Below are 26,153 nucleotides of genomic sequence, written 5' to 3'. Positions count from 1 at the left end.
TGACGTCGTGCGCCTGCGCTCCTGTACGGTCCTCGCCCTGCTCATGGCCCTGCTCGTGCCGGTCCCGGCAGCCGCCGCCCCCGCACCCCGCGCCGCACCCGAGGCGTCCGCGCCGGCCGCGCTCGCGGCCTGGAAGGCGCCGCTGAGCACGCGCGGCCGGTACATCGTGGACGCCGACGGCACGCGCTTCAAGCTGAAGTCGGGCAACTGGCACGGCGCCAGCGGGACCTGGGACGGCTCGGGCTCCGCCGACGACCCGGCGCACCAGCACGCGGGGGAGGACGGGCACCGCGCGCCGCTCGGCCTGGACCGGGTGCCGATGAGCCGCATCCTCGACGACTTCCGAAGGCTCGGCCTGAACAGCGTCCGCCTGCCCTTCTCCGACGAGATGATCGGCGACACCCGGCCGGTCACCGGGCTGACCGCGAACCCGCGGCTCGACGGACTGCGTCCCCTTGAGGTGTTCGACCGCGCGGTCGAGGCGCTCACGGACGCCGGGTTCGCCGTCGTCCTCAACAACCACACCACCACGACCCGTTGGTGCTGCGGAGTGGACGGCAACGAACGGTGGAACAGCGGCCAGAGCACCCGGAAATGGCTGGACGACTGGGCCTTCATGGCCGCCCGCTACCGCACCAACCCCCGTGTCGTCGGCGCCGATCTGCGCAACGAGGTGCGCCGCGACGTGCTCGACGACCCCAACTGGGGGCTCGGCGACGCCCACGACTGGGCCGCCGCCGCCCAGCAGGCCGGCGACCGGATCCTCACGGACGCCAACCCGAACCTGCTCATCATGGTCGAGGGCATCAACTGGGCGGGCCTGCCCGTCGACGGGCTCTGGCACGACCGCCCCCTGCTCAAGCCCGTCGCCACCCTCTCGACCACACTGGTGCGCTCCCACAAGCTCGTCTACGCCGCCCACTTCTACGGCTACACCGGCCCCCGGCACAGCGGCGCGAGCGGCATCGGGGAGACCAGCGACGCCCGCTACCGGGACCTGAGCCGCGCCGACCTCTTCGCCGTCATGCGCGACACCGCCTCCTACGTCGCCGACACCCCGGACCGTCACTTCACCGCCCCCGTGTGGATCAGCGAGTTCGGCGTCGCGAAGGACGCGGACGCCGCGGAGCGCGCGTGGTTCGCCCGCACCGTCGACTTCCTCGTCGACCACGACCTCGACTTCGCCTACTGGCCCGCCGTCGGATTCCAGGACGACGACCGGGGAAACCGCTGGGGACTGGTCCGCTACGACACCGCCGGGGGCGCGCGCGTCGTCTCGGACGCCGACGACTGGCGCGCCGGACCGTGGCGCGAGCTGACCGCCGCGGACGGCAGACAGGGCACCGTCGAGCAGGTGCGCACCTGGTCGATGCTGAAGGCCACCCACGCGGACGCCAACCGCTCCCTGCGGGCGGCCGCCGACTGGGACAACGGTGCCCGCAAGCTGTCGTGCCCCGACGACCAGCGGCTGATCGGTGTCAGCCGGGGCGGGCAGGGCGGTCTGTGCACCGACGCGGGGCTCGCGGACCCGGCCGCCGCCCCGGCGCCCGGCGCGGTCGCCTCCGAGGCCCACGTCACCGCCGACTGGGCCCGCGGCTACACCAAGTACCAGTGCCCGGCAGGGCAGTTCATGAGCGGCTACAGCGTGCGCGGCAACCGGGTCTCCGCCGCCCTGTGCTCAACCGCGCGCATCCCCCTGGCCGGCGCCGGCCGCACGCTGTGGGACGACCGCGGTGACACGCGCCCGGCGTCGGGCGAGGGCGGCGACTACGCCGAGGGCTTCTTCAAGGCGCAGTGCGACGCCGACGAGTACGCCGCGGGCCTCGCCTTCTCCACGGCCCTCGGCCGCGGGGGCACCGCCGACGCGCTCTACTGCCGGAAACTCCCGGACCCGGCCACCCCCACAGCCCCGTAGCCCCCATGGCCTCGTAGCCCCCATGGCCTCGTAGCCCCGTGGCGCCGCCGCTGCCGTCGCCGAGGGAGCCCGCGAACCACATCGATCGCACCATTCGGGCCAGTCGGGGACGACTCCGCGGGGCGGGCGCCGCCCGCGCGTGCGCCGGGCACCGCCCGCCGCAGCGAAGGGAACTGGCCATCCTGGCCGCCGGTGTCCCGCTGGGCCCGGCCGGACGGGTGCGGAACCGGCGCCCCGCCCGTTCCCCCCGGCCTCCGCGGCCTGTCGGGAAGCCGCCGCGATCCGGCACCTCTCTCGTCATACCTGTCACTCAGATCTCGGTGACACCTTTTCTCACAAACAAATTTGACCGGTCTTTTAGCCGCTCCGTTAAATGCGCCCCGTCGCGTGCGCCCCCACGTTTTCCGGCCAGCGGCCGGGCAGCCTTGTAGGCCGTTCGGATCGCTGGCTACGATCCCGCTCGTTTCGCTTTCTACACATCCTGCACAGCCACTTCGTCTTGTGAGGAACGTGCGTGGAGTCGTTCACCCAGGCGGGAGCGCCGGACCGGCGCGGTGAGTTACCGCGGCCCCGGCTGTTCAGGGGCCGTCGCTCCGCCTCCGGTTCCACCCGTCCGCCGAGCAGGGCGGCCGACCGGGACTTCCGCCTCTTCTGGTGGGCCAACGCCGCCGACGCGCTCGGCACCCAGGCGTCGGGCGTCGTCCTCCCGCTGCTCCTGCTGAGCCTCGGGCACTCCCCGCAGACCGCCGGGCTCGTCGCCGGACTCTCCGCCGGGGCCGGGCTGCTCCTCGGTCCGCTCGCCGCGGTGCCCGCCGACCGCGGCGCCCGCAAGACCATCATGGTCTGGTCCGCGCTCGTCGCCGCGCTCGCCATGGGCTCCGTCGCCCTCGCCCTGGTCCTGGGCCGGCTCACCCTGGCGCACCTGCTCGCGGCCGTCCTGGTGGAACGTTTCGCCACCGCCTGTCACGACGCCGCGTCGCGCGGCACCGTCGTCCTGCTGTGCCCGCCCGACGGCCAGCCCCGCGCCGTGGCCCGCCTCGCCGCCGCCGACCAGGGCGCCGTCGTGGTCGGGCCCGCGCTCGGCGGCGCCGCCTACCAGCTCCTGCGCGCCCTGCCCTTCCTGGCCGACGCCCTGTCCTACGCCGTCGCCGCCCTGTGCGTCCGCGCCATGCGCACGGACCTGAAGGCCGCCGCGGCGACGGACGGCCAGGGGCTGCTGCGCGAGGCCGCCGCCGGGCTGCGCCTGGTGCGCGGACACCCCCTGCTGCGGCTGGTCCTCGTCTGGATCACCCTGGTCAACGGCGTCGCCGTCACGCTGTATTACTGCGTCCTCTTCGCGCTGGAACGTTTCGGCAGCGGTGCGCTCCCGGTCGGTCTCGTGCTCGCCGTCACCGGCGCCGCGGGACTCACCGGATCCCTCGCCGCGCCCCGGGCCGCCGCCCGCCTCGGCGCCGCCCGCGTCCTCGTCGCGGCCACCTGGCTGCTGGTCCCGCTCACCGCCGCCCTCGCCCTCGCCGACGGCCCCTGGACCTACGGGCTGCTGCTCGGGGCGCTCAGCCTCCTCGTACCGCTGCCGGCGATCGTGCTCCAGTCCCGCGCCCTGCTCGCCACCCGGCCCGAACTCCAGGCCAGGGCGGGCGCGGTGCTCGCGACCGCGTCCGGCGCCGCCGCGGCCCTCGCCCCCGCCCTCGCCGGCCTGCTGACCGAGCACGCGGCGGCGGCCGCGCCCGCCCTGGGCTGCGCCGCCGTGCTCACCCTGCTCGCCGTGCACACCACCCGGCGCGCCGCCCTCGTCGGGGCCGCCGCATGAGCCGCTTCCAGGTCTACCGCGCCCAACTGCCGGAGGTGTGCCCCACCGACGCGCGCCGCATGGTGTTCACCGCCGACGCCGAGGGCCGCTGCGAGGTCTTCACCTGGGACGCCGCCACCCGCAGCGCCCGGCAGGTCACCGACCGGCCCCACGGCACGCTGCACGGCGCCATCGACGCCGACGCCCACGTGTGGTGGTTCGCCGAGGACGCCCACGGCCGCGGCCACTGGCGGTTCCGGCCCTTCGACGGCGGCCCCGAAGCACCCGGCCTGACCGGTGCGCCCGATGGCACCGCCCGCGGCCTCGCCGTCACCCCGGCGGGCACCGTGGCCGTCGGCATCGGCCTGGCCGAGCGCACCGCGGTGCACATCGGGACGCGCGGCGGCCCCTCGCGCGAGGTGACCGGCGTCGCCGGGCCCGTGTCCCTCGCCGGACTCGCGCCCCGGGGCGACCTGCTGGCCCTCGCCGGGGCCGCCGGCTCGTCCCGCGCCGTCACCCTGCTCACACCCGACGGCGCGGAGGCCGCCGTCCTGCGCGGCGACGGTCCGCACGGCAGGCTGTGGAGCCTCGGCTTCGCCCCCGCCACCGACACCCCGGCCACCCTGCTCCTGGCCCGCGAGCACGAGGACCGCTACGCCCTCGCCACCTGGACGGCCGCCGCCGGGGTCGTCACCCACGAGTGGAGCGCCCTGGACACCCAGTTCACCGCGCGCTGGTACCCCGACGGCGCCGCCGTCCTGATCCGCCAGGACCGCCACGGCCGGTCCCTGCTGCACCGCGCCGACCTCACCCGGCGCACCCTCGACCGCGTCCCCACCCCGGCCGGGGCCCTCCTCGACGCCGCCCCCCGCCCCGGCGGCGACCTGCACACGCTGTGGACCGACACCACCCGTCCGCCGCGCATGGTCTCCACGGCCGGTACCCCGCTGCCGCCGCTCGGCACGATCGAGGGGCGCGTCCCCGCGGTCCGGCGCGACGTGCACACCCCCGGCCCCGACGGGCCGGTGCACACCCTGCTCAGCCTCCCCGAGGGGCGGCCCGGCCCGCACCCCGCCGTGTTCCTCGTCCACGGCGGCCCCGCCGACCACGACCGCGACGCCTACGACGGCACCGTGCACTCCCTCGTCGCCTCCGGCTTCGCCGTCGCCCGGGTCAACTACCGCGGCTCCACCGGCTACGGCGCCCGCTGGCAGCGCGCCTACCGCGACGGCGTCGGACACACCCAGGTCGGCGACCTCGCCGCCGTGCACGCCGACCTCACCCGGCGCCGCCTGATCCGCCCCGACGCCACCGGCCTGTGGGGCACCTCCTGGGGCGGCTATCTCGTCCTGCTCGCCCTCGGCACCCGGCCGGGACTGTGGCGGGCCGGGATCGCCGTCAAGCCCGTCGCCGACTACGCCGCCGCGCACGCCGCCGCCACGCCCGCCGTGCGCGCCCTGGACGAGCGGCTGTTCGGCGGCACGCCCGCGCAGGTGCCGCACGCCTACGCCCACAGCTCGCCGATCCGCTACGCGAACCGGGTCCGCGACCCGCTCCTGGTCGTCGCCGCCACCCACGACGCCAAGTGCCCCCCGCAGCAGATCCGTTCCTACCTCGCCGCCCTCGCCGCGACCGGCGCCGACCACGAGGCCCTGTGGCTCGACACCGGACACGACGGCTACGACGGCGCCGACCACGTCCACGTACTGCGTCGCTCGGTGCACTTCCTCGACCAGCGGCTGCGCGGCACCACCCGCACCACCCCACCCAGACGCCCCGCCGCACCCGGAGCGGGGTCAGCGCACCACACCGTAGATCACTGACACGAAGGAGAAGCCCATGCACAAGGACGTCATCCACAACGACCCGCTGGCCGAGGACGAGACGAACCGCAAGCCGAGCGTCGGCATCACGGTCACCGTCCCGTTCCGCAACGCCGAGGACGGCGACGACACCGTCGAGGACTAGTCCTCCACCGGCCGGCCCCGCAGCCCCGGGGCCGGCCGGCCCTTACCACCGTCTGGAGGAACCGCCCATGCGCGTACTGCTGGTCAACATGCCCTGGTCACCGATCGACCTGCCGTCGCTGGCACTGGGCATTCTCAAGAGGAGCGTCGACGAGCGGGTGCCCGGCGCGAGCGCCGAGGTCCTGCACGCCAACCTCATGTTCACCGACTGGATCACCGAACGCACCGAGTTCACCGGTGACGACTACGAGTACTACGCCCTGTCGTCGTACTTCATGGGCTGCGGGGACTGGGTCTTCTCCTCCGCCCTGTACGCCGACCCGGACTGGCGCGCGGACGAGTTCACCCGCACGATGACCGGGAAGCTCAAGTCCCCCCGCATGAAGATGACCCACGAACTCCACCGCATCGCACCGGAGTTCGTCGAGATGATCGCCCGCCGCATCGTCGAGAGCGCACCGGACGTCGTCGGGTTCACCTCGACGTTCCAGCAGAACACCGCCGCGCTCGCCGCCGCCCGCCGCGTCAAGGAACTCGCCCCGCACATCGTCACCGTCATGGGCGGCGCCAACTGCGACGGCGAGCAGGGCGCCACCGTGCACCGCAACTTCCCCTTCGTCGACCACGTCGTGCGCGGCGAGGGCGAGGCCGCCTTCCCCGAGCTGCTCACCGCGCTCACCGAGGGCGCCGACCTGGGCGCCATCACCGGCCTGTGCCACCGCGACGCCGAGGGCCGCAGCGTCGCCAACCCCATGGCCACCCGCCCGCTGCCGCCCGCCGCGATCCTGCCCCCCGACTACAGCGGCTATTTCGAACGCCTCGCCGCCTCGGTCGCCCGCAACTGGGTCGAGCCGAAACTCGTCGTCGAGGGCGCCCGCGGCTGCTGGTGGGGCGAGAAGCACCACTGCACGTTCTGCGGGCTCAACGGCTCCTTCATGGAGTTCCGCTCCAAGAGCCCCGACACCTTCTACGACGAGATCATGGAACTGGCCCGCCGGCACCGGGTCCTGGACATGTACGTCGTCGACAACATCCTCGACATGCGCTACCTCACCACCGTGCTGCCGCGCATCATCGACAGCGGCTACGACCTGCGCCTGCACATCGAGATCAAGGCCAACATGAAGCGCAGCCAGCTGCGCACCCTCGCGGACGCCGGGCTCATCTACGTCCAGCCCGGCATCGAGAGCCTCAACAGCCGCGTCCTGGACCTGATGGACAAGGGCGTCAGCGGCTGCCAGAACGTCCGGATGCTCCGCGACGGCGCCGAGACCGGCCTCTCCGTCGCCTGGAACTACCTGCACGGGTTCCCCGGGGAGAGCGCCGAGGACTACGACCCGGTCATCGCCCAGCTCCCCGCCCTCGAACACCTCGACCCGCCGGTCGACCTGTCGGCCCGCATCGCCATCGAGCGCTTCAGCCCCTACTTCGAGCGGCCCGAACTGGGCTTCACCGGGCTGCGCCCCGAGGCCCACTACCGCTTCACCTACGACCTGCCCGAGGAAGAGCTCTACGGCATGGCGTACGTCTTCGAGGCGCCGGCCCGCGGCATCGGCGAGCCCACCGTCGGCGCCCTCAACGCGGCGCTCGCCGCGTGGAAGAAGCACCACACCGACGCCCGCCTCACCCACGACGACCACGGCGACCGCATCGTCCTGGTCAGCCGCCGGCGCGCCTTCGACTGGCGGGCGATGCAGCTGACCGACCCCTTCGAGCTGGCCGTCTTCCGCTACCTCGACCAGCCCCACGCCGTCCAGGCGCTCACCCGCAAGGTCGCCGGCCGGCTGCCCGACGCCGCCTGCGACGAGGCCCGGGTGCAGGCCCTGCTCGACTCCTGGCTCGCCCTCGGCATCGTCTTCACCGACGGCGGCCAGTACGTCCATATCGCCCCGGCGGCCGTCAACGAGGACCTGCTCCGCCTGGACTTCATGCGGCACGCCCACGCCGTCGTGGCCGAGCCGGACGGGCCGCGGGACGCCCTCGACGCCCGCGACGGCGCCGCCGTCCCCGAACCGGCCTGACCCGCCCGGACGCGACCGGAGGAATCCGCACATGACCACCACCCTCACCACGCCCACCGTCCTCGCCTGGCGCGACTACGACCCCGCCGCGTGCGCCCTGCCGGGCATGTCCCTGGGCGAGGTCCCGCTGCCCGGACCGGCCCGCGGCCAGGCCGAGCGCCTGTGGGAGCTCGGCGCGCGCCGGGTGCGCCTGGCCGCCCCCGTCGACCTTTCGGACGGCGCCGACCCGGCCGCCGCCCTGTACGGCCTGTCCCTGGTCCGCGACCTGACGGCCCGTGCCGTGATGGTCGAGTGGGAGATGCGCCTCGATCCCGGGGCGGGGGACACCTGGCGGCGGCTCAGCCATCTCCAGCCGCCCACCGCCCTGCACGGGCCCGACGACGCCGAGGAATCCCTGCGCGGCTGGCGGCGCGGCCACTACCTGTGCAAGTGCCTGTGGCGCCAGGGCCCGGGCTTCATCCAGATACGGGACCGCCGCTGGGGGGAACTGCGCCGCTTCACCGCCGACGAGCCCGGCTACGACACGGCGATCGCCCAGCTGGACTACGGCGCCGAGCGCACCGCCGTGCCCGCCGCCGTCCTCGACGAGTTCCGCTCCGAGCAGCTCGTGCTCGACGTCGGGCCGCTGGCGTGGTGGGTGCCGTACCGGGTCAGCCGCTGGCTCCAGCAGTCCATCGCCATCTGAAAAGCGCCCTCTGGAACCGGAAGGCGATCTCTCAACTAAAACGCGAGTAAAGGCAGTTGTCTGTGCGCCGGGAATGGGGGCAGTCGGAATCCCACGGAAGTTCGCAGCCAGGAGTGGGAGAGAGCGATGACAGACTTCAGCAACCGTTCGGCCGCAACGGGTACGCGCAGCAACGGCCTCGCCATCGCCGGTCTGGTGTGCGGCATCGTCGGCATCTTCTTCCTGAACATCGTGCTCGGGCCGCTGGCCATCATCTTCGGCGCCGTCGCCATGCGCCAGGCGGGCGCCAAGGGCGGCGGGGGCATGGCGAAGGCGGCCCTCATCCTGGGCATCTTCGACGTCCTGCTCTTCGTCGTGCTGATGATCGTGGCCGCCTCCAACGGCGGGTTCAGCTGGTACGTCGGCGGCTGACACGGCGTCAGCGGCCCGAACGGAAGGGGCTCCGCGCGGAATTCGTCCGCGCGGAGCCCCTTCCGCGCTCTTGCCCGCCCGGGCGCGCGCGTTCTACTTTACTCCGAAGTAAGTTTACTTTGGAGTAAGGAGCTTGTCGTGGTCGCCTATCGCACGGTCATGGTCGGGACGGACGGCTCGGAGTCGTCCTACGCGGCGGTCGAGGGGGCGGCCAGGCTCGCCGCCGTCTGCGCGGCGGAACTCCTCGTCGTCTGCGCCTACCTGCCCCTGCATGGCACGGAACTCGCCCGCGCCCAGGACCAGTTGGGACCGGACGGCTACCAGGTGGTCGGCTCGGCCCCCGCCGAGGACACCCTGCGCACCGCGCGGGAGCGCGCCCACGCGAGCGGCGCGACGAAAGTGAGATCCCTCGCCGTGGAGGGCGAGCCCGTCCCCGTCCTCGTACGCACCGCCCAGGACAACGCGGTCGACCTGCTGGTGGTCGGCAACCGCGGCCTGCGCTCGCTCGCCGGACGCCTCCTCGGCTCCGTACCGGCGGACATCGCCCGCAAGGCCGGCCTCGACGTGCTGATCGTGCACACCACATGAGCGCGGACGAGGCGGTGACCGGGGAGCCGGTCACCCCGGACGGCGCCGAGGCGCTGCGCCGGACCATCGAGGAGGCACTGCTCGGCGGCGGCCGGCACTGGACCCGGCGCGACATCGGCGAGCGGACCGGGGTGGGACCCGAGCGGACCGCGCGGATCTGGCGGGCCCTCGGCTTCCCGCTGGTCGACGACGACGTCCCGGCCTTCACCGACGGCGACGTCGACGCGCTGCGCGCGGGGGAGCGGCTGATCGCGGCCGGGATCATCACCGAGGAGAGCGAGGCGATGATGGCCCGCGCGCTGGGCCACCACCTCTCCCGGCTCGCCGAATGGCAGGTCCACACCCTGTGGGCCTGGCTGAACCGGGACCGGGCGACGCCGCTGACGCGGACGGAGCTGGCCGACAGCGCCACGGTCCTGCTCGCCGAGATGGAGCTGCTCCAACAGCACGTGTGGAGACGGCACTTCGCGGCCTACACCGGACAGGTGATCGCCGCCGCCCAAGGAGAACCGGCCCGCGGACACGGACACGGACACGGACACGGACACGCGGACGCCGCGGCGTCCGACGGGGCGGTCCCGGCGGGGGAGGGGCTGCACGTGCGGGACCTCGCCGTGGGGTTCACCGACATGGTCGGCTACACGCGGATGACGCGCGGCCTCGACAGCACCGAACTCGTCAAGGTGCTCGACCGCTTCGAGAGCCTGACCGGGGACGTGGTCGCCGAGGGCCGGGGGCGCGTGGTGAAGACCATCGGCGACGAGGTCCTCTTCGTGTGCGAGTCGGCGGCCACCGCGGCGGACATCGCCCTGGAGCTCACCTCCCGCGCGGAAGGGGAGAAACACCTTCCGCACCTGCGCACCGGGCTGGCCCACGGCCCCGTCATCGGCCGCTTCGGGGACGTCTACGGCGCCGCCGTCAACATAGCGGCCCGCCTGACGGCCGTGGCCCGCCCCGACACGGTGCTCGTGAACACCGCCCTCGCCGGTGAGCTGGCCGGACGGGACGGGTACGAGCTGAAGGTGCTCCGCCCGGTGTCGGTACGCGGCTACAGCCGGCTCCGCCCGGTCCTGCTCCGCGCCGCCGCACCCGGCCGCGGGCGCTGACCCGGCCGCCGCTCCGGAGCGCGCGGGGCGCGGGCGGACGCAGGACCGCGCCGGGCCCCGCCCGCGCCGCTTCAGCGCGGCAGGAGCGGACCCAGCGGGCCGAGGTCGATGTTGAGGTCCTCGGGGGAGAGGTCGTAGCGCTCGCGGAGCTCGGCCATGCGGTCCTCCAGGAGCATCAGGGTGAGGCCGACGCGCTCCTCCTGGTCCTCGGTGAGGTCGCCGATGTCGAAACGGCGGATGGCCTGGCGCTCCATGAGCTGGCGCAGCAACTCGATGATGGTGAGGACGAGCTTCATCAGATCGCGTTCCACCGTGTCGGGCTCGATCTGGATGCGGCCCCGCTTCGCAGGCGCCGCGCCACAGGCCGCGCACGCCGCGTCGGCGGTGTGGTCCGGGGCGTCGTGGGTGCTCACAGCATGTCCTCCCAGGGCGAGGGGACGTTCTCGTTGATCGAACTGATCAGAGCGTTCAGATCGATCCGGACGAGGTCCACGTCGGCGATGCGCAGCGTGATGTCCCCGGCGAGGACGACACCGCCCGCGAGCAGCCGGTCCAGCAGGTCGACGAGGGCGATCTCCCGCCGCTCTATGACGGTCACGACGCCCCACCCCCCGCGGTCCCGGCCGCCGGCCCGGAGGCGTCGGTCCGCTCCTCGGGCGGCGCGCAGAACGAGTAGGCGGCCCAGGGACCGGTCAGCTCGACCCGCAGACCCGGCCGCTCGTCCTTCGTCGAGTCGACCCGCTCCACGAACGCCTCCGACGTCGCACGGTCCACCAGATAGGCGGCGTTGAGGACGTTGCGGCCGCTGGCCCGGGACAGCTCCGCGTTCTGCGGAGGGTGGATCCGGGTCTCCTCGGCGTGCCGCGACAGCTGGTCGTGCAGGTCCTGCGCGAACCCCTCGGCCTGCCGCCACGCCTCGTCCCGCCCGGCCCGCTCGGAGCGCCGCCGCCGCAGGTAGTCGCGGCCGGACCCGGAGGCCAGGGACTGCGCGGACGGCCGCTCGCGCCGTGCCTCGCGCTGCTCGCCGGACGCGTCGTCCTGCGCCCGCTGCTCCTCCACGTACACCTTCACGCCCCACTCGACGCGGTCGCGCAGCCGGTCCAGGGTCTCCCGGAAGCCCGCGGCCCCGTCCTCCAGCATGGCGCGCACACCGCTGTCGTCGTGGAACACCGTGGCCAGACGCAGCGGCAGCGGGCTGGTCACCGACCCCAGCGCCGCGATCACCGTCTGGTGGGCGCGGGCGGTGTCGGAGAGCCAGTCCAGATTCTCCAGATTCCGGCGCAGCGCCTTCTCGGAGAACTGGTCGGCCGGCACATGGCTCACGACCGCCGTCAGCCCCGCGTGCCCGACCAGCCGGGGGACGGCCCCCGCGACACCCGTCAGCTGCGCGGGCAGCGGGGCGTCGAGGGGGCCGCAGACGGCGTACACGTACCGCAGCTCAGTCATGGTGGGTCTCCTTCTCGCCGACCGCGTCGAGGGCCTCGGGAGCACGACCGGCCTCCAGAGCGGCCAGCCGCTCCTTCAACTCCGCGTTCTCCCTGGCGAGTTCCTTGCTGCGGGCACCCGACGACAGGGCCGGGTCGTGCTCCCACCAGTCGATCCCCATCTCCCTCGCCTTGTCGACCGAGGCCACGATCAGGCGGAGCTTGATCGTGAGGAGTTCGATGTCCAGCAGGTTGATCTTGATGTCACCGGCGATCACGATGCCCTTGTCCAGGACACGTTCCAGGATGTCGGCGAGGTTGGCCCCCGAGTTCCCCCCGCCGAGGGGGGAATCGGGAAAACTTCTAGCGGGTCCCATCAGTGGCTCCGTGCTCCCGCGCCGGCCCGTTGCCGACGCTCGTCAGCGGTGTCCTCGTCGGGTGCGTCCTCGTCGGACTCCTCCTCGTCGTACTCGTCCTCGTACACGGGCTCCGCGCCGTCTTCGTCGGCGTCCTCGGCATCCTCGTCGTACTCGTCCTCGTACTCGACGTCGTCGTCCTCGGCGACCGGTTCGTCCTCGTCGAGGTACTCGTCCTCTGCCCCGTCCTCGGCGGCGTAGTCCTCGTCGGACTCCTCCGCGTCGTCCAGGTCCTCGGCGTCCTCGGCGTCCTCGGCGTTCTCGGGATCCTCGACGTTCTCGGGGTCCTCGGAGGAATCGGACTGCTCCTCCTGCTCCCGCTCCTCCTCGGCCACGGCGTCCTCGTGCGTGCGCACGACCTCGCCGTCGCGGATCTCCCCGCGCCAGCCGTCCGTCGCCTCGCCCTTGATCGTGATGAAGCGGACGAAGTGCTTGAGGTCGAGACGGGCACGGCGGCCCTGCGCACGCCAGATGTTGCCGGTCTTCTCGAACAGGCCCTTGGGGTAGTACTCGATGATCAGCAGGACCCGGGTGAGGTTCTCACCCAGCTCGTGGAAGGTGACGACACCCTTCGTGGTGCCCTTGGCGCCCTCCGTCGTCCAGCAGATGCGCTGGTCGGGAACCTGCTCGGTCGTGTGCGCCTTCCAGCTGCGCGACGACCAGAAGATCTTCATCTGCCAGTCGGACGTCACGTCGTCCGCCCGGTTCGCGTTCTTCACGCCCCGGGTGAACGTCGAGAACTCCTGGTACTGCGTCCACTGGTCGTACGCGGTACGGACATCGACGCCGACGTCGATGCTCTCCAGGATCACCGTCGGCTTCTTGCCGCCGCCCGACTTGGACTTGCCCTTGCCGCCCTTGCCGAAGATGCCCTTGACACCCTCGACCACGTTGTCCTTCAGGTGGCCGGCGCCGACCTCGACGGCCGTGCGCATCGGCCCCTTGCCCTCGGCGAGCTTGCGGCCGCCGTCCAGGGCCAGCTTGGCGAAGCCGGGGCTGTTGCCCTCGGCGATGTCGTTCAGCTTCGACGTGGTCTGGCCCAGCTTCTTCCCGGCACCCGTCAGCAGACGGGTCGCCTGGGCGGCGAGGAAGTCCTGCGCCTCGGCCTTCAGCCGGTCCGCGGCCTCGCTTCTGGCCAGTTCCTTCAGCGGGTTGCCCGCAGGTGCCTCAGCCATTGCCGCGCTCTCCCTTCGCGCCGCCGCGCGGGGCCCGCCGCGCGCCGCTCGCCGTCTTCTTCGCCGTGCTCCGCGAGCGCTGCCGCGGTGCGGACTTGCGCTCGCCCGACCCCGAGGCCGACTTCTTCGCGGGCGCCCGCTTGCGCGGGGCCCGCCGCTCGGCCTCCTGGCCGTCGTCGTCGGTGTCCTCGGTGTCCTCGGCGTTCGCGGTGTCCTCGGCGTCCTCGGCGTCCTCGGCGTCCGCAGCGTCCTCGACGTCCTCAGTGTCGTCGGCGTCCTCGGCGTCCTGCGACGCCTTCTTCGACGAACCCTGCGAGCCCTTCGAGCCCTTCGACGCGCTCTTCGACGAGCGGCCGGTGACCTTTCCGCTCAGGCCACCGGTGGCCTTGTCCGCCGCGTCCGAGACGTCATCGGTGTCGGGGGTGACACCTTCGAGACGGTCCCGCACCCCGGCCGTGCTGCTCTGGAGCCGCCCGGCCAGATTCTCCATCTGCCGTTCGAGGATGGCACCCGTGGCGGCCTTGCCGACCCCGCGGAAGTCCTGGCGGAGCTGGCCGCCTATCTCCTTGAACTGCGGATTGTTGTTCAGCTGCGTGCGGACCAGGTCCAGCACCGCGGTAGGGCTCACCTGAAGCTTCTTGCCGGCGACCATGGTGCCGACCGCGAAGGCGAGCTTCATCTTCTTGGTCCGGCCCAGGAAATATCCGGCCCCTACCGCCAGGCCGAGTGCTGCTCGATTCATGATGTGCTGTCCGTTCTCGTCTCTCGTGCTCGTGGGACTCGCGCGTCGCACGAGGTCAGGTGTCCGTCTGTCTGAAGCGGCTGGCCTCCAGCCGGTCGAGGAGCTCGTCCTCGCGCTGGTCGAACGTCTCCTCGTCGATCTCGCCCGACTCCAACTGCTTCTCCAGAGCCGACAGTTGGGCTTGGATGGCCGACGGGTCGTAGTACTGTCGCTCGGCGTCCGCGACCACCTGGTCCAGGACCCACAGGGAGCCCCGGACCGGTGCCAGCGGCAGCAGGAGTACTTCGCTCAGCAGCCCCATGACGGCCTCCTCAGCCGACTGCCGGGGCCGTCGGCGCAGGCTCCACGAAGCTGTAGGGCGGAAGCGGCCCGTGCACGCTGAAGACGAGGTGCGGCTGCGCGGCGCGCGCCGCCTCGACCGCCTGGAGCAGGTTCTCCGACGTGCCGCGGTCCACCAGGAAGGACAGGTTGGTGATCCAGCCGCCGCTCGCGGGGCCCGGGCTCACGTCCTGCGCGTGCGGCTCCAGCACGGCCCGCACCTCCTCGGCGTCCTGCCGCTCCCGCTGCTGCACGGCGGTCGCGACGGCCTCGCCGAGCCGCAGCTTGTCCTCGTGGCTGCCGCCGCCCGCCGCCCGGTTGTTCTGGGCCAGGGCGCGCACGTCGGGGTTCTCCGCCATCACGACGTGCAGCACGGCCTCCTCGTCGTGCTGGACCTTGACGTTGTACTCCGCACGGTCGTGCAGGGCCTCCAGCCGCTCCAGGTAGTGCTCGGCGCGCTGTTCGAGCGCGGCCGCGACCGCCTGGTCGTCGTCGGCGACACTGCCGAAGCGCATGGGCAGCACGGTGCCGCCCGCGCCCGCCTCGGACAGCACGTTCTGGTGCGCGAGGAGATCACGCCGCTTGGAGCGCAGGTTCTCCGGGGCGTCGCTGACGATCGCGGCCAGCTCGCCCGCGGTCACCGTGCGCACGGGCAGCGCGGGCTTGCCGATGCCCTCCATGCCGGCGGGCAGGCTCGGGTGGCCAGCGGCGGCGATTCCGTAGACGTAGGTGCTCACTCTTCCTCCTTGCGGCTCGACGTGGAGCGGCGGGTGCGCGAACGGGACGTGGACTTGCTCTCGCTGCCCTCGTCACGGGCCTGGTTGAAGGCGTCCGATATGGTCTCCGCGGCTCCGGAGAGGGCGCCCTTGGTCTTGCCCCGGGCGCCGGACTCGACGGTGTCGCCGAGGATGTCCGTGAGGCCCGACGGCTTCTTGCTGCCGGTCTCCAGGTCGAGCCGGTTGCACGCCTCGGCGAAGCGCAGATAGGTGTCCACGCTGGCGACGACGACACGTACGTCGATCTTCAGGATCTCGATGCCGACCAGCGAGACGCGGACGAACGCGTCGATGACGAGCCCGCGGTCCAGGACAAGTTCGAGGACGTCGTAGAGGCCACTGGTGCCTCCGCCGCCTCCGCCGCCGCCTTGGGTCGTGGCTACGGTCATGGGGATTCCGTCCCTTCGTTCGAGGTTCGTGCGGTGGTCGTGCCGGACTCACGGGGAGCGCGTCGGGGCGCGCCGCGCCCGCGGCCGGCGGGTCACCGCGGGGTGGGGGTCAGCGGCGGTCGTCGGCGCGACCGCGCTCGTAACGCCTGACCCTGCGGTAGTCGGTCAGTACTCCTTGGCTGTCCAGCGTGACCTCGTAGGTGGCCAGCAGACTCATGGTGTCGGGGATCCGGGACAGTTCCAGAACCTCGGCCTCCAGCCGCCAGCCGCCGTCGTCCGTGGCAGTGAAGGAGGACACACCGTCCACTTCCTTGCCGGTGAGCTCCGCCAGCTGTTCGCGGCCTTCGCGAATCGCTTCCGCGGGACGGAGCCGCTTCGGGCGACGGGGCCGGGCCGGTGCGCGGTCCTGGCTGCTGTCGCTCTTGCGGGTGGTGCCTGAGCTCTTGTCACCCTGCGCTTTGCGAGGGCGCTCGGAATCTGTGTCGGTCATGTGAACCTTCCATGTGCCTCACGGCTCCAGTGCCCGTGAATCCGTCCGCAAACCTGCGTGAGCCGCCCCGAATGCGAACCCGCCCCGGTCACCGGCCCCGGCGGACGCCCCGGGACCCGCCTTCGGCCCCGCCACCACGGGCCCGCGACGGCTCCGGAACGGCGCGCGGTTCGCGGAAGCGATCCGCATACATTCCCTGACGGCATCCGGCCGCCGGGCACCCCGCGCGCCGACCGTCGGGGCAGGTGGGCGGAGCGCGGCCGCCCTCTTCACCGGGCGTTCGATGATCGGCCCGTTCGACTCATGAAAAGAAGACGCTCCCGAGGTCTTGCCGAACGCTTGGCTCGACCCTTAAATCAAACCGCGAACTAAGTAGTTTCCTCTGGCCGTTGAACTCTTCCGGACACGGTAGGAGTGCGCTCCACCGCGCCCGTCCACCCAGACGTGCGCTCACTTGGTGAAGGCTGCTACGGGCCGTTTCACCCTCACCCCCGCACGGAGTGACACGCATGAGATACAGATCCTTGGGGATCGCGCTCGCCACGGCGGCGGCGCTGCTGACCCTCCCCGCCCAGGCGTCATCGGCGGCGGCCGCCGACACGCCGCTCTCCCAGGGCCGGACCGTCACGGCCTCCTCCACCGAGAACGGCGGCACGCCCGCGGCGTACGCCGTCGACGGGGACACCGCCACCCGCTGGTCGTCCGCGGCCAGCGACGCCCAGTGGCTCCAGGTCGACCTCGGGGCGTCGGCGACGCTCACCAAGGTCGTCCTGAACTGGGAGGCGGCCTACGCGAAGGACTACAAGATCCAGGTCTCCGACAACGGGACCACCTGGAGCGACCTGAAGTCGGTCACCGGCTCCGACGGCGGCACCGACACCCTCGACGTCTCCGGCCAGGGCCGCTACGTCCGCATGACCGGCGTCTCCCGCGCCACCCCCTACGGCTACTCCCTCTGGGAGTTCCAGGTGTTCGGCAGCTCCGGCACCACCCCGCCCGCCGGCGACTGCGCCACCGCGAACGCCGCCAAGGGCCGCCCCGCCACCGCGTCCTCCACGGAGAACGGCGGCACCCCGGCCTCGAACGCCTTCGACGGCGACACCGCCACCCGCTGGTCGTCCGCCGCGGCCGACCCGCAGTGGGTCCAGGTCGACCTCGGCTCGTCGCAGAGCATCTGCAAGGTCGACCTGAACTGGGAGGCCGCGTACGCCAAGGCCTTCAAGATCCAGGCGTCCGCCGACGGCCAGAACTGGACGACCCTGAAGGACGTGACCAACGCCACCGGCGGCACGACCTCCTACGACGTCAGCGGCACCGGCCGCTACCTGCGGGTCTACGGGACCACCCGCGCCACCGGCTACGGCTACTCGCTGTGGGAGGTCGGGGTGCACACCGGCTCCGGCGGCACCACCCCGCCCGTCGAGGGCGGCGGCGACCTCGGCCCGAACGTCATCGTCGTCGACCCGAGCACGGCCAACCTCCAGGGCAAGTTCGACCAGGTCTTCGCCCAGCAGGAGTCGAACCAGTTCGGCTCGCAGCGCTACCAGTTCCTGCTGAAGCCGGGCACCTACAACAACATCAACGCCCAACTCGGCTTCTACACCTCGATCTCCGGACTCGGCCTGAACCCCGACGACACGAAGATCAACGGTGACGTCACGGTCGACGCCGGCTGGTTCAACGGCAACGCCACGCAGAACTTCTGGCGCTCCGCCGAGAACCTCTCCCTCAACCCGGTCAACGGCACCGACCGCTGGGCCGTCGCCCAGGCCGCGCCGTTCCGCCGCATGCACGTCACGGGCGGCCTCAACCTCGCGCCGAACGGCTACGGCTGGGCCTCGGGCGGCTACATCGCCGACTCCAAGGTCGACGGCACGGTCGGCCCGTACTCGCAGCAGCAGTGGTACACCCGCGACAGCTCGGTCGGCGGCTGGACCAACGGCGTGTGGAACATGACCTTCTCCGGAGTGCAGGGCGCCCCGGCGACCGACTTCGACACCGGCCCGTACACCACGCTCGACACCACCCCGGTCTCCCGCGAGAAGCCGTTCCTCTACCTGGACGGCAACGACTACAAGGTGTTCGTGCCGGCCAAGCGCACCAACGCGCGCGGCGTGTCCTGGCCCGCCAACGCGGGCACCTCGCTCCCGCTGAGCCAGTTCTACGTCGTCAAGCCCGGCGCGACCGCGGCCACCATCAACCAGGCGCTCTCCCAGGGCCTCAACCTGCTGTTCACCCCGGGCGTCTACCACCTCGACCAGACCATCAACGTCAACCGCGCCAACACGGTCGTCCTCGGTCTCGGCCTCGCCACGATCGTCCCCGACAACGGCGTCGACGCCATGCACGTCGCCGACGTGGACGGCGTGAAGCTCGCCGGCTTCCTGATCGACGCCGGTTCCAAGAAGTCCGACACGCTGCTCCAGATCGGCGGCGCGACCGCGAGCGCCGACCACGCCGCGAACCCGACCTCCATGCAGGACGTGTTCATCCGGATCGGCGGCGCGGGCCCCGGCCTCGCCACCAACTCCGTGGTCGTCAACAGCGACGACGTCATCGTCGACCACACCTGGATCTGGCGGGCCGACCACGGCGACGGCGTCGGCTGGGAGACCAACCGCGCCGACTACGGACTCGTCGTGAACGGCGACGACGTCCTCGCCACCGGCCTGTTCGTGGAGCACTTCAACAAGTACGACGTGCTCTGGAACGGCGAGCGCGGCCGGACGATCTTCTTCCAGAACGAGAAGGCGTACGACGCGCCGAACGCCGCCGCCATCACCCACGACGGCATCGTCGGCTACGCGGCGTACAAGGTCGCCGACAGCGTCAACACCCACGAGGCCTGGGGCCTCGGCAGCTACTGCAACTTCACCTCGGACCCGAGCATCGTGCAGCAGCACGGCTTCCAGGTCCCGGTGAAGCCCGGCATCAAGCTGCACGACATCCAGGTCATCTCGCTCGGCGGCAAGGGCCAGTACGCCCACGTCGTCAACAACACCGGCGCCCCGACCTCGGGCACCAGCACCGTCCCCTCCAAGATCACTTCCTTCCCGTAACCCTGTGACAGTGATCACGGCGCACTGATGTGCCCGTGGGGAGCGGCCCCGCCCGGGGCCGCTCCCCACGGGCACCGTGCGATCCGCGGACCGGTCCGCGTGCCCTCGCCGCGAGGGGGTACCGAAGCCTCATGCCGCACGGGCCCGGACCACCGGGGCCGGCCGGCGGAACCGGAAAGGGAGGCGCACATGTCCGCGTCGCTGTTGGAGACCGTCGACCTCGAGGCGCCCGTCGCCGTGGCCTGGGAGCTGTGGAGCGACGTGTCGCGCTGGCCCGCTTTCCTGAGCCACGTACGGATCGTCGAGCGGCTGGACGAGCGCAGGTTCGCCTGGCAGCTGGAGCTGCCGGGCGCCGACAAGAACTTCGTCGCCGAACTGACCGAGGTGATTCCCGAGGACCGCATCGCGTGGCGCACCGTCGAGGGCGTGGAGCACGCGGGCGTCGTCACCTTCCACCGGCTCGGCGAGACCAGCAGCCGGGTGACCCTCCAGATCGAGTACGACCCCCAGGGCTTCGTGGAGCGCATCGGGGCGCTGACCAACCTCGACTCCACGCTCGCCAACTACGACCTCGGCGAGTTCCAGAAGCTGGCCGAGACGGTGGCCCGGGAGCGCACCGCCGGCTGAGCCGGGCGCGGCCCGGACCGCACTCCCGCGCGCAGGCGCCCCGCCCGCCGGCGCCGCTTCGCCGATATCCCTTTATCAGGAGCAGTGGGTGGACCTCTGTCCACATGGCGTATCCTCAGCCGGCATTGACCATATGATCGTCCACCCCGAAAGGCCGACGTGACCAGTGACATCGGCGGGCAGCGCCTGTACGACCTCCTGACGCAGCAGCGCGACGAATTCCAGGCGAAGTGGGTGCGCTCGGTCGTCGGAACGCTGCGCGGGCGGCTGAGCGACGCCGAGCTCCAGCGCGAGCTCGGCGACCTCTACGACGCCCTCACCCGGGCGATCGGCGTCGGCGGGCTGGCCGGCCGGGGAGACGCCTTCGGCGAGGTGCGCAGCCTCCTCGTCGAGCTGTCGCGCAACCGCGCCCGGCAGGGCTTCACGCCCACCGAGACGGCCGTCGGCGTCTTCGCGCTGAAGGCGGTGCTCGAACCCGCGCTCACCGGCGACGACGCCGCCGTCGGGTCCTACCTCGGCCTCGCGCGGCTCCTCGACGACCTCGGCCTGTTCACGGTCGAGGAGCACGCCAGGACCCGCGAGGAGATCATCTCCTCGCAGGCCGAGCAGCTCCTGGAGCTGTCGACCCCCGTGGTGAAGCTGTGGGAGGGCGTCGTCGGCGTACCGCTGGTCGGCACGCTCGACTCCGCGCGCACCCAGGTCGTCATGGAGAAGCTGCTCCAGGCGCTCGTGGACTCGAACTCCACGCAGGCCATCATCGACATCACCGGGGTGCCCACCGTGGACACCCAGGTGGCACAGCACCTGCTGAAGACGGTCGTCGCCGCCCGCATGATGGGCGCCACCTGCACCATCTCCGGGGTCCGCCCGCAGATCGCGCAGACCCTGGTGGCGCTCGGCGTCGAGTTCGGCGACATCCCGACCAAGGCGACGCTGGCCGACGCGCTGCGCTTCGCCCTGGCCGACGCCGACCGCCAGCGCCGGATGTGGGCGGAGGGCTCGCTGTGACCGAGCGTGTACCCGTCATGAAGATCGGCGACGTCCTGCTGGTCTCGATCCAGACGGACCTGGAGGACCAGACCGTCCTCGACCTCCAGGAGGACCTGTCCGAGCGGATCGTCGCCACCAGCGCCCGCGGCGTGATCATCGACATCTCCGCCGTGGAGATCGTCGACTCGTTCGTCGGCCGCATGCTGGCGACCATCGCCTCGATCTCCCGGATCCTGGGCGCCACGACCATCGTGTGCGGGATGCGCCCGGCCGTCGCCATCACCCTGGTGGAGCTCGGCCTGTCGCTCGACGGTGTCCGTACGGCCCTCAACCTCGAACAGGGTCTCGCGCTGCTGCGCGGCGCACGTCCCGAGCTCGGCGACAGGAAGTGAACGCGCACGGGGCCGACGGCGCCCCGGTCGAGTCGGTCACGGTGGTCCGCAACGCGGACGTGGTCACCGCCCGGCAGATGGTGCGCACCATGGCCCAGCAGGCGGGACTGTCCCTCGTGCACCAGACGAAGCTGGTCACCGCCGCGAGCGAGCTGGGGCGCAACATGATCCTCTACGGACGCGGGGGAGTCATCCGGGGCCGGATCACCGCCCAGGACGGCCGCAGGGGCGTCTGGGTCGAGTTCCAGGACGAGGGCCCCGGCATCGACGACGTGGACCTCGCCATGACCGACGGCTGGACCTCCGGCGGCGGCATGGGACTCGGACTCAGCGGCGCCCGGCGGCTCGTGGACGAGTTCGATCTGGAGACCGGACGACAGGGCACGACCGTGAGAGTGATCAAGTGGAACCGCTGAGCGGTGTCTCGGTGACCGAGCCCGAGGACCTGACGTGGCTGCGGGCGGGTGACGCACTCGCCGCCTCGGCCCGCCACGAGGCGACGGCCCTGGCCCGCCGCGTCGGGTTCGCCGAGGGACGCGTCGCCGATGTGTCGCTGGCCGTGACCGAGATCGCGACCAACCTCGTGCGGCACGCCGACGACGGTGCCATCGCGCTGCGCCCCAGCCGGATCGACGGCGGCGTCGAGGTCGAGATCCTCTGCCTCGACACCGGGCCCGGCATCGCCGACGTGGTCGGTGCCGTCCGCGACGGGCACTCCAGCGCCGGCACCCTCGGGATCGGCCTGGGCGCGATCGAGCGGCTCGCCGACACCTTCGACGTCCACTCCCTGCCCGGCCGCGGGACGGCGCTGCTCGCCCGGTTCCGCGCGGAGCGGCCCCGGCCGGGGATGCGGCCCGCCGGCGCCTGGACCGACGCCCGCCCCGTCTCCTCCGGCCTGACCCGCCCCATCAGCGGCGAGACGGTCTGCGGCGACACCTGGGCCGTGCGCGCCGTCACCCCGGCCGACGGCGAAGGCCCCGGCACGCTCACCGTCCTGATGTGCGACGGGCTCGGCCACGGCCCGCTGGCCGCCCTCGTCGGCGAACGCGCCCGGCAGATCTTCCGCGAGACCCGCGCGGACCTGCCGCGCGACGTGGTCGCCCGCCTGCACGAGGGCCTGCGCGGCACCCGCGGCGCCGCGCTCGCCGTCGCCCAGGTCGACCTGCGCGCCGGACAGGTGAGCCTGTGCGGGATCGGCAACATCAGCGCCTTCGTCGTGGACCACTCCCGGCGCTCGGCCCTGCTGTCCCACCCCGGGATCGTCGGCGTGCAGATGCCCACGGCGCGCACCTACTCGGCCGAGATGCCGCCCGGCAGCGCCCTGGTGATGCACTCCGACGGCCTCAGCCAGCGCTGGTCGCCGGCCGACTTTCCCGGACTGCTCACCCGGCACCCCTCGGTGATCGCGGGACAGATCCTCAACCAGGCCGGACTGCGCCGCGACGACGCCGGCATCGTCGTGGTCCCGGCGGCGCCCCGGTGAACGAGGCTCCGGTGACGTACGAGCTGTACGCCACCGCCCTGGACGGCCAGCAGGCCGTACTGATGCTGCGCCGGTGCCTGCAAGCCGTGTGCCGGGCCGCCGGCGTGCACGGGCAGGCCCTGGTGCGGATGGTGACCGTGCTCAGCGAGGCCGGCCAGGACCTGCTGCGCACCCCCGGGCTGCGCGGCCGCCTCGACCTGGTGGTCGCCGACGGCGAGGCCCGGGTCGAGGCCCGGCTCACCTGGACCGCGCCCAGGACGCTCGCCCCGAACATCGCCGAGGCCGCCGAGCGGCTGCTGGACGCGGCGGCCCTCGCCCCGGACGGCCGGGGCGTGCTCCTCGCCCAGCGCGCCCCGCTGACCGCCCTCGGCCCGGACGGGACGGCCGCCGCCTGCCGGGCCGCGCTGCGCACCCTCGACGGCGTCGACCTGGGCGAGGTGCTGCGCCTGCAGAACCGCAACCTGCTGGCCGCCCTGGAGGAGTCGCGCGCCCAGCAGGAGGAGCTGACGCGGCTCAACGCCGAACTGGAGGACACCAACAGCGGCGTCGTGGCCATGTACTCCGAGCTGGCCCGCGAACTGGAGGAGACCAACAGCGGCGTGGTCGCCCTGTACGCCGAGCTGGAGGACAAGTCCCGCCAGCTGCGGCTCGCCTCGGAGACCAAGACCCGCTTCTGGGCCAACGTCAGCCACGAACTGCGCTCGCCCATCAACTCGGTGATCGCCCTGGCCCGGCTGCTGCTCGCCGACGACGCGCAGGAACTGACCCCCGAGCAGCGCCAGCAGGCCACCATGATCTCGGCGTCCGGCACGACCGTGCTCGCACTCGTCGAGGAACTGCTGGACGTCGCCAAGGCCGAGTCGGGCCGGCTCGACCCGCACTGGGCCCCGGTCGACCTGCGCACCCTGCTCCACCTGCTGCGGGGCACGATGCAGGGCATGGCCCGCGCGGGCGTCCGGCTGCACATCGCCGACCCCCGGCTGGCGCCGGTCCTCGTCACCGACGAGGTCATCCTGACCCGCGTCCTGCGCAACGTGCTGTCCAACGCCCTCAAGTTCACCGAGCACGGCGAGGTGAGCCTGGAGGTCGGCACCGAGACGCGCGCGGGCGAGGACTGGTTCCTGTGGACCGTCCGCGACACCGGCGTGGGCATCCCCGAGGACCAACTGGAGCGCGTCTTCGAGGAGTTCTACCAGGTGCGCGGCGTGCACCAGCGCGGACGGGCGGGCACCGGCCTCGGCCTGCCCTACGCCCGGCGGCTGACCGGCATCCTCGGCGGCCGCCTCACCCTGACGAGCAGCCCCGGCCACGGCACGTGCGTCACGGTGGAACTGCCCGCGCGGCCGCCCGCCGAGGAGGCCGGGGAGGCCGGCGCCCCGCACCCGCCGCTGCCCCTCGACACGCTCGTGGTGGTGGACGACGACCCGGACTTCCTGGCCACGCTGCGCCCCGCCCTGCGCGAACTGGCCCGGCACCACACGGAGGTGACCGACAGCGCGCACGCCCTGGAGACGATCCGGCGGGTGCGCCCCGACGCCGTCCTCCTGGACCTGATGATGCCGTCCCCGGACGGCTACGCGCTGCTGGCCGCCCTGGAGGCCGACCCCGACACCCGGGGGCTGCCCGTCGCCCTGCTCACCTCCGCCGCCCCGGACGACGTGGAGGGCGCCCGGCTGCACGGCCGCGGGCTGCTGCCCAAGTCCCGCGCCACCGCGGCGACCCTGGCCGCCGCGCTGTTCCCCGGGCAGGGCCCGGGCCACGGCGGACCCGACGCCGCCCGCGCCGCCGAGAAGGACGGCCGCCGGCCATGACGCACTCCGCATCCGACGGGGGCCCCGCCCTCGTCCTGGTCGTCGACGACAACGCCATCACCCGCTACGTGCTGGGCACCACCCTGCGCCGGGCCGGGCACGAGGTCCTGGAGGCGGAGGACGGCACCCAGGCGCTCGACCTGCTCCAGCACGGCCCCCGGGTCCCGGACGCGGCCATCATCGACATCCAGCTGCCGGACATGACCGGGTTCGAGGTGTGCGAGCGGGTCAAGGCGGACGCGCGCACGGCGGGCGTCCCGGTGCTGCACATCTCCGCCACCGCCGTCTCCGTCACCGACCGCACCCAGGGCCTGAACCGGGGCGCCGACGCCTACCTGACGGAACCCATCGCCCCCGACGAGCTGATCGCCACGCTCTCCGCGACCCTGCGCTACACCCGCGCCCGCCGCCGCGCCGAGACCCTCGCCGAGCGCCTGCACCAGCTGCACCGGGCCACGCTCTCCCTGTACAGCGCCCCCGACGCGCAGCGCCTCGCCGACGCGGCCGCCGCCGGGGCGGCCGCGGTCCTCACCCGCCCGGCCGCCGTCCGGCTCACCGCCCCCGACGGCACCCCGCACACCCGCGGGCACCCGGACGTCGCGCCCCTGGACGTGCACGCCTTCGACCGGGTCGCGGCCGCGCTGGACGGCAGCGGCGTGCACGTCATGCCGTACACGTCGGCCGACGACGGACGGCGCTACCTGCTGGCCGCCGCCCGCACCAAGAAGGGGCGCCCCGCCACCTGCATCGCCGTCCCCGCCGCGGCGGGACACGCCACGCCGGACGCCGAGGAGCAGGACGAGGAGATCCTCGCCCAGGTCACGCACACCGCCGCACTGGCCCTGGAGACCCTGCGCACCTACAGCGAGGAGCACAACCTCGCGCTGACCCTCCAGCGCTCGTTCCTGCCCGAGGAACTGCCCCGCACCCCGCGCGCCCGGTTCGCCGTCCGCTACCTGCCCGCCAGCGAGCACGCCGAGATCGGCGGCGACTTCTACGAGGCCCTGACCACCCCCGCGGGCGTCATCACCGCCGTGGGCGACGTCGCGGGGCACTCGCTGGAGGCGGCCATGGTCATGGGGCAGATCCGGCACGGGCTGCGCGCGTACGCCCTCGAAGGGCACCCGCCGCAGGCGATCCTCGAACGGCTGGACACGCTCCTGAGGACGGTGGCCCGCGGGGTCACCCTCACGCTGTGCATCATGCTCCTGGAGGAGACGACGGGCGTCCTGCACATCGCCAACGCCGGGCATCTGCCGCCCCTGCTGCTGGGCCGGGACGCCGAGGCGGGCTATGTCAGGGACCACGGCCCGCTGCTCGGACTCGGCCTGCCGCAGCCGCCCGCCGCGCGCGTCACCGTCGCCGAGGGCGACGTCCTGGTGATGGCCACGGACGGCCTCGTGGAGCGGCGCGACGAGGACATCGACACCTCGCTGGCCCGGCTCGCCGCCGTCGCCGCGAAGGGGCCCCGCGCACCCGAGGACATGTGCGGACATCTGCTCAAGGAACTGCCTCCGGACGGCCGTGACGACATCGCGCTCATGGTCGTCGCCGTGGGCCCGCACCGGGCCGGCTGACC

At 72.8% G+C, this 26,153-nt stretch carries 27 protein-coding genes; 17 read left to right on the top strand and 10 right to left on the bottom strand.

All coding sequences use genetic code 11. From position 1 onward, the window contains the following. The first annotated feature begins 43 nt into the window (after nucleotides 1–43). The 9 genes from ACIP5K_RS30785 to ACIP5K_RS30745 all read left to right on the top strand — a co-directional run bounded on the left by ACIP5K_RS30785 (nucleotide 44) and on the right by ACIP5K_RS30745 (nucleotide 10,482). Nucleotides 44–1,915: a glycoside hydrolase family 5 protein gene (locus ACIP5K_RS30785; protein ID WP_401414848.1), complete on the top strand. Its 1,872-nt coding sequence runs from the start codon at nucleotides 44–46 to the stop codon at nucleotides 1,913–1,915. Nucleotides 1,916–2,429: 514 nt separating this feature from the next. Beyond that, on the top strand, nucleotides 2,430–3,725 hold the full coding sequence (locus tag ACIP5K_RS30780; protein WP_401414810.1) for an MFS transporter: 1,296 nt from the start codon (nucleotides 2,430–2,432) through the stop codon (nucleotides 3,723–3,725). Further along, nucleotides 3,722–5,527 carry an alpha/beta fold hydrolase gene (locus ACIP5K_RS30775; RefSeq protein WP_401414808.1) on the top strand — a complete coding sequence of 602 codons (1,806 nt, stop codon included), beginning with the start codon at nucleotides 3,722–3,724 and terminating at the stop codon, nucleotides 5,525–5,527. The genes ACIP5K_RS30780 and ACIP5K_RS30775 overlap by 4 nt, the downstream gene beginning before the upstream one ends. A 16-nt stretch (nucleotides 5,528–5,543) precedes the next feature. Beyond that, nucleotides 5,544–5,672: a hypothetical protein gene (locus tag ACIP5K_RS30770; protein WP_258395068.1), complete on the top strand. Its 129-nt coding sequence runs from the start codon at nucleotides 5,544–5,546 to the stop codon at nucleotides 5,670–5,672. Between the two features lie 67 nt (nucleotides 5,673–5,739). Continuing rightward, complete coding sequence (locus ACIP5K_RS30765) at nucleotides 5,740–7,692, top strand: RiPP maturation radical SAM C-methyltransferase (protein WP_401414806.1); 1,953 nt, start codon at nucleotides 5,740–5,742, stop codon at nucleotides 7,690–7,692. A 31-nt stretch (nucleotides 7,693–7,723) separates the two neighbouring features. Then, a complete protein-coding gene (locus ACIP5K_RS30760) occupies nucleotides 7,724–8,377 on the top strand; it encodes a DUF5825 family protein (RefSeq protein WP_401414804.1) in 654 nt (217 codons plus the stop codon). A gap of 126 nt (nucleotides 8,378–8,503) precedes the next feature. Beyond that, nucleotides 8,504–8,788, top strand: coding sequence for a DUF4190 domain-containing protein (locus ACIP5K_RS30755; protein ID WP_401414802.1), 285 nt, complete (start codon nucleotides 8,504–8,506; stop codon nucleotides 8,786–8,788). 138 nt (nucleotides 8,789–8,926) lie between these two features. After that, nucleotides 8,927–9,376, top strand: a complete 450-nt coding sequence (locus tag ACIP5K_RS30750; RefSeq protein WP_401414801.1) for a universal stress protein — start codon at nucleotides 8,927–8,929, stop codon at nucleotides 9,374–9,376. After that, complete coding sequence (locus ACIP5K_RS30745) at nucleotides 9,373–10,482, top strand: adenylate/guanylate cyclase domain-containing protein (protein WP_401414799.1); 1,110 nt, start codon at nucleotides 9,373–9,375, stop codon at nucleotides 10,480–10,482. The genes ACIP5K_RS30750 and ACIP5K_RS30745 overlap by 4 nt, the downstream gene beginning before the upstream one ends. Nucleotides 10,483–10,553: 71 nt before the next feature. Here the strand turns inward: ACIP5K_RS30745 and ACIP5K_RS30740 are convergent, their stop codons facing one another. The 10 genes from ACIP5K_RS30740 to gvpO form a co-directional block, all read right to left on the bottom strand. Continuing rightward, nucleotides 10,554–10,814, bottom strand: coding sequence for a gas vesicle protein K (locus tag ACIP5K_RS30740; protein WP_401414847.1), 261 nt, complete (start codon nucleotides 10,812–10,814; stop codon nucleotides 10,554–10,556). 77 nt (nucleotides 10,815–10,891) lie between these two features. Further along, a complete protein-coding gene (locus ACIP5K_RS30735) occupies nucleotides 10,892–11,080 on the bottom strand; it encodes a gas vesicle protein (protein ID WP_401414798.1) in 189 nt (62 codons plus the stop codon). Continuing rightward, nucleotides 11,077–11,928 carry a GvpL/GvpF family gas vesicle protein gene (locus ACIP5K_RS30730; RefSeq protein WP_401414797.1) on the bottom strand — a complete coding sequence of 284 codons (852 nt, stop codon included), beginning with the start codon at nucleotides 11,926–11,928 and terminating at the stop codon, nucleotides 11,077–11,079. Before ACIP5K_RS30730 ends, ACIP5K_RS30735 begins: the two co-directional genes overlap by 4 nt. Further along, on the bottom strand, nucleotides 11,921–12,283 hold the full coding sequence (locus ACIP5K_RS30725) for a gas vesicle protein (RefSeq protein WP_401414795.1): 363 nt from the start codon (nucleotides 12,281–12,283) through the stop codon (nucleotides 11,921–11,923). The genes ACIP5K_RS30730 and ACIP5K_RS30725 overlap by 8 nt, the downstream gene beginning before the upstream one ends. After that, nucleotides 12,283–13,497 (bottom strand): SRPBCC family protein, encoded by a 1,215-nt coding sequence (locus tag ACIP5K_RS30720; protein WP_401414794.1) that lies wholly within the window; start codon nucleotides 13,495–13,497, stop codon nucleotides 12,283–12,285. The genes ACIP5K_RS30725 and ACIP5K_RS30720 overlap by 1 nt, the downstream gene beginning before the upstream one ends. Beyond that, nucleotides 13,490–14,239, bottom strand: coding sequence for a DNA primase (locus ACIP5K_RS30715; RefSeq protein ID WP_401414792.1), 750 nt, complete (start codon nucleotides 14,237–14,239; stop codon nucleotides 13,490–13,492). The genes ACIP5K_RS30720 and ACIP5K_RS30715 overlap by 8 nt, the downstream gene beginning before the upstream one ends. 55 nt (nucleotides 14,240–14,294) lie before the next feature. Beyond that, a complete protein-coding gene (locus ACIP5K_RS30710) occupies nucleotides 14,295–14,540 on the bottom strand; it encodes a gas vesicle protein GvpG (RefSeq protein WP_401414791.1) in 246 nt (81 codons plus the stop codon). A gap of 10 nt (nucleotides 14,541–14,550) precedes the next feature. Beyond that, nucleotides 14,551–15,294, bottom strand: a complete 744-nt coding sequence (locus ACIP5K_RS30705) for a GvpL/GvpF family gas vesicle protein (RefSeq protein ID WP_401414789.1) — start codon at nucleotides 15,292–15,294, stop codon at nucleotides 14,551–14,553. Beyond that, on the bottom strand, nucleotides 15,291–15,722 hold the full coding sequence (locus ACIP5K_RS30700) for a gas vesicle structural protein GvpA (RefSeq protein WP_401414787.1): 432 nt from the start codon (nucleotides 15,720–15,722) through the stop codon (nucleotides 15,291–15,293). The genes ACIP5K_RS30705 and ACIP5K_RS30700 overlap by 4 nt, the downstream gene beginning before the upstream one ends. Nucleotides 15,723–15,831: 109 nt before the next feature. Then, on the bottom strand, nucleotides 15,832–16,212 hold the full coding sequence (gene gvpO / locus ACIP5K_RS30695) for a gas vesicle protein GvpO (RefSeq protein WP_401414786.1): 381 nt from the start codon (nucleotides 16,210–16,212) through the stop codon (nucleotides 15,832–15,834). A 509-nt stretch (nucleotides 16,213–16,721) separates the two neighbouring features. On the opposite strand from gvpO, the gene ACIP5K_RS30690 reads away from it, so the two are divergent. The 8 genes from ACIP5K_RS30690 (at nucleotide 16,722) to ACIP5K_RS30655 (ending at nucleotide 26,151) form a co-directional block, all read left to right on the top strand. Beyond that, complete coding sequence (locus tag ACIP5K_RS30690) at nucleotides 16,722–19,271, top strand: discoidin domain-containing protein (RefSeq protein ID WP_401414785.1); 2,550 nt, start codon at nucleotides 16,722–16,724, stop codon at nucleotides 19,269–19,271. A 189-nt stretch (nucleotides 19,272–19,460) separates the two neighbouring features. Next, nucleotides 19,461–19,898, top strand: coding sequence for an SRPBCC family protein (locus tag ACIP5K_RS30685; RefSeq protein ID WP_401414783.1), 438 nt, complete (start codon nucleotides 19,461–19,463; stop codon nucleotides 19,896–19,898). A gap of 159 nt (nucleotides 19,899–20,057) precedes the next feature. Next, complete coding sequence (locus ACIP5K_RS30680; protein WP_401414781.1) at nucleotides 20,058–20,906, top strand: STAS domain-containing protein; 849 nt, start codon at nucleotides 20,058–20,060, stop codon at nucleotides 20,904–20,906. Beyond that, a complete protein-coding gene (locus tag ACIP5K_RS30675; protein ID WP_401414780.1) occupies nucleotides 20,903–21,280 on the top strand; it encodes an STAS domain-containing protein in 378 nt (125 codons plus the stop codon). The genes ACIP5K_RS30680 and ACIP5K_RS30675 overlap by 4 nt, the downstream gene beginning before the upstream one ends. After that, a complete protein-coding gene (locus ACIP5K_RS30670; RefSeq protein ID WP_401414779.1) occupies nucleotides 21,277–21,696 on the top strand; it encodes an ATP-binding protein in 420 nt (139 codons plus the stop codon). The genes ACIP5K_RS30675 and ACIP5K_RS30670 overlap by 4 nt, the downstream gene beginning before the upstream one ends. Next, nucleotides 21,684–22,763, top strand: coding sequence for an ATP-binding SpoIIE family protein phosphatase (locus ACIP5K_RS30665; RefSeq protein ID WP_401414778.1), 1,080 nt, complete (start codon nucleotides 21,684–21,686; stop codon nucleotides 22,761–22,763). Before ACIP5K_RS30670 ends, ACIP5K_RS30665 begins: the two co-directional genes overlap by 13 nt. An 11-nt stretch (nucleotides 22,764–22,774) precedes the next feature. Next, nucleotides 22,775–24,574 (top strand): ATP-binding protein, encoded by a 1,800-nt coding sequence (locus tag ACIP5K_RS30660; protein ID WP_401414777.1) that lies wholly within the window; start codon nucleotides 22,775–22,777, stop codon nucleotides 24,572–24,574. Then, complete coding sequence (locus ACIP5K_RS30655; RefSeq protein WP_401414775.1) at nucleotides 24,571–26,151, top strand: SpoIIE family protein phosphatase; 1,581 nt, start codon at nucleotides 24,571–24,573, stop codon at nucleotides 26,149–26,151. Before ACIP5K_RS30660 ends, ACIP5K_RS30655 begins: the two co-directional genes overlap by 4 nt. Nucleotides 26,152–26,153 lie beyond the last annotated feature (2 nt).

Source organism: Streptomyces sp. NPDC088785, assembly GCF_044750685.1.
GTDB lineage: Bacteria > Actinomycetota > Actinomycetes > Streptomycetales > Streptomycetaceae > Streptomyces.
Note: the sequence above shows the minus strand (reverse complement) of the source record. Positions and strands in the feature narration are given on the sequence as shown.

Excerpts from the sequence above, each read along its gene's own strand:
- ACIP5K_RS30785 (WP_401414848.1), top strand. The coding sequence starts at position 44 with ATGGCCCTGCTCGTGCCGGTCCCGGCAGCCGCCGCCCCCGCACCCCGC.
- ACIP5K_RS30775 (WP_401414808.1), top strand. The coding sequence starts at position 3,722 with ATGAGCCGCTTCCAGGTCTACCGCGCCCAACTGCCGGAGGTGTGCCCC.
- ACIP5K_RS30770 (WP_258395068.1), top strand. The coding sequence starts at position 5,544 with ATGCACAAGGACGTCATCCACAACGACCCGCTGGCCGAGGACGAGACG.
- ACIP5K_RS30765 (WP_401414806.1), top strand. The coding sequence starts at position 5,740 with ATGCGCGTACTGCTGGTCAACATGCCCTGGTCACCGATCGACCTGCCG.
- ACIP5K_RS30760 (WP_401414804.1), top strand. The coding sequence starts at position 7,724 with ATGACCACCACCCTCACCACGCCCACCGTCCTCGCCTGGCGCGACTAC.
- ACIP5K_RS30755 (WP_401414802.1), top strand. The coding sequence starts at position 8,504 with ATGACAGACTTCAGCAACCGTTCGGCCGCAACGGGTACGCGCAGCAAC.
- ACIP5K_RS30745 (WP_401414799.1), top strand. The coding sequence starts at position 9,373 with ATGAGCGCGGACGAGGCGGTGACCGGGGAGCCGGTCACCCCGGACGGC.
- ACIP5K_RS30730 (WP_401414797.1), bottom strand. The coding sequence starts at position 11,928 with ATGACTGAGCTGCGGTACGTGTACGCCGTCTGCGGCCCCCTCGACGCC.
- ACIP5K_RS30725 (WP_401414795.1), bottom strand. The coding sequence starts at position 12,283 with ATGGGACCCGCTAGAAGTTTTCCCGATTCCCCCCTCGGCGGGGGGAAC.
- ACIP5K_RS30720 (WP_401414794.1), bottom strand. The coding sequence starts at position 13,497 with ATGGCTGAGGCACCTGCGGGCAACCCGCTGAAGGAACTGGCCAGAAGC.
- ACIP5K_RS30715 (WP_401414792.1), bottom strand. The coding sequence starts at position 14,239 with ATGAATCGAGCAGCACTCGGCCTGGCGGTAGGGGCCGGATATTTCCTG.
- ACIP5K_RS30710 (WP_401414791.1), bottom strand. The coding sequence starts at position 14,540 with ATGGGGCTGCTGAGCGAAGTACTCCTGCTGCCGCTGGCACCGGTCCGG.
- ACIP5K_RS30700 (WP_401414787.1), bottom strand. The coding sequence starts at position 15,722 with ATGACCGTAGCCACGACCCAAGGCGGCGGCGGAGGCGGCGGAGGCACC.
- gvpO (WP_401414786.1), bottom strand. The coding sequence starts at position 16,212 with ATGACCGACACAGATTCCGAGCGCCCTCGCAAAGCGCAGGGTGACAAG.
- ACIP5K_RS30690 (WP_401414785.1), top strand. The coding sequence starts at position 16,722 with ATGAGATACAGATCCTTGGGGATCGCGCTCGCCACGGCGGCGGCGCTG.
- ACIP5K_RS30685 (WP_401414783.1), top strand. The coding sequence starts at position 19,461 with ATGTCCGCGTCGCTGTTGGAGACCGTCGACCTCGAGGCGCCCGTCGCC.
- ACIP5K_RS30655 (WP_401414775.1), top strand. The coding sequence starts at position 24,571 with ATGACGCACTCCGCATCCGACGGGGGCCCCGCCCTCGTCCTGGTCGTC.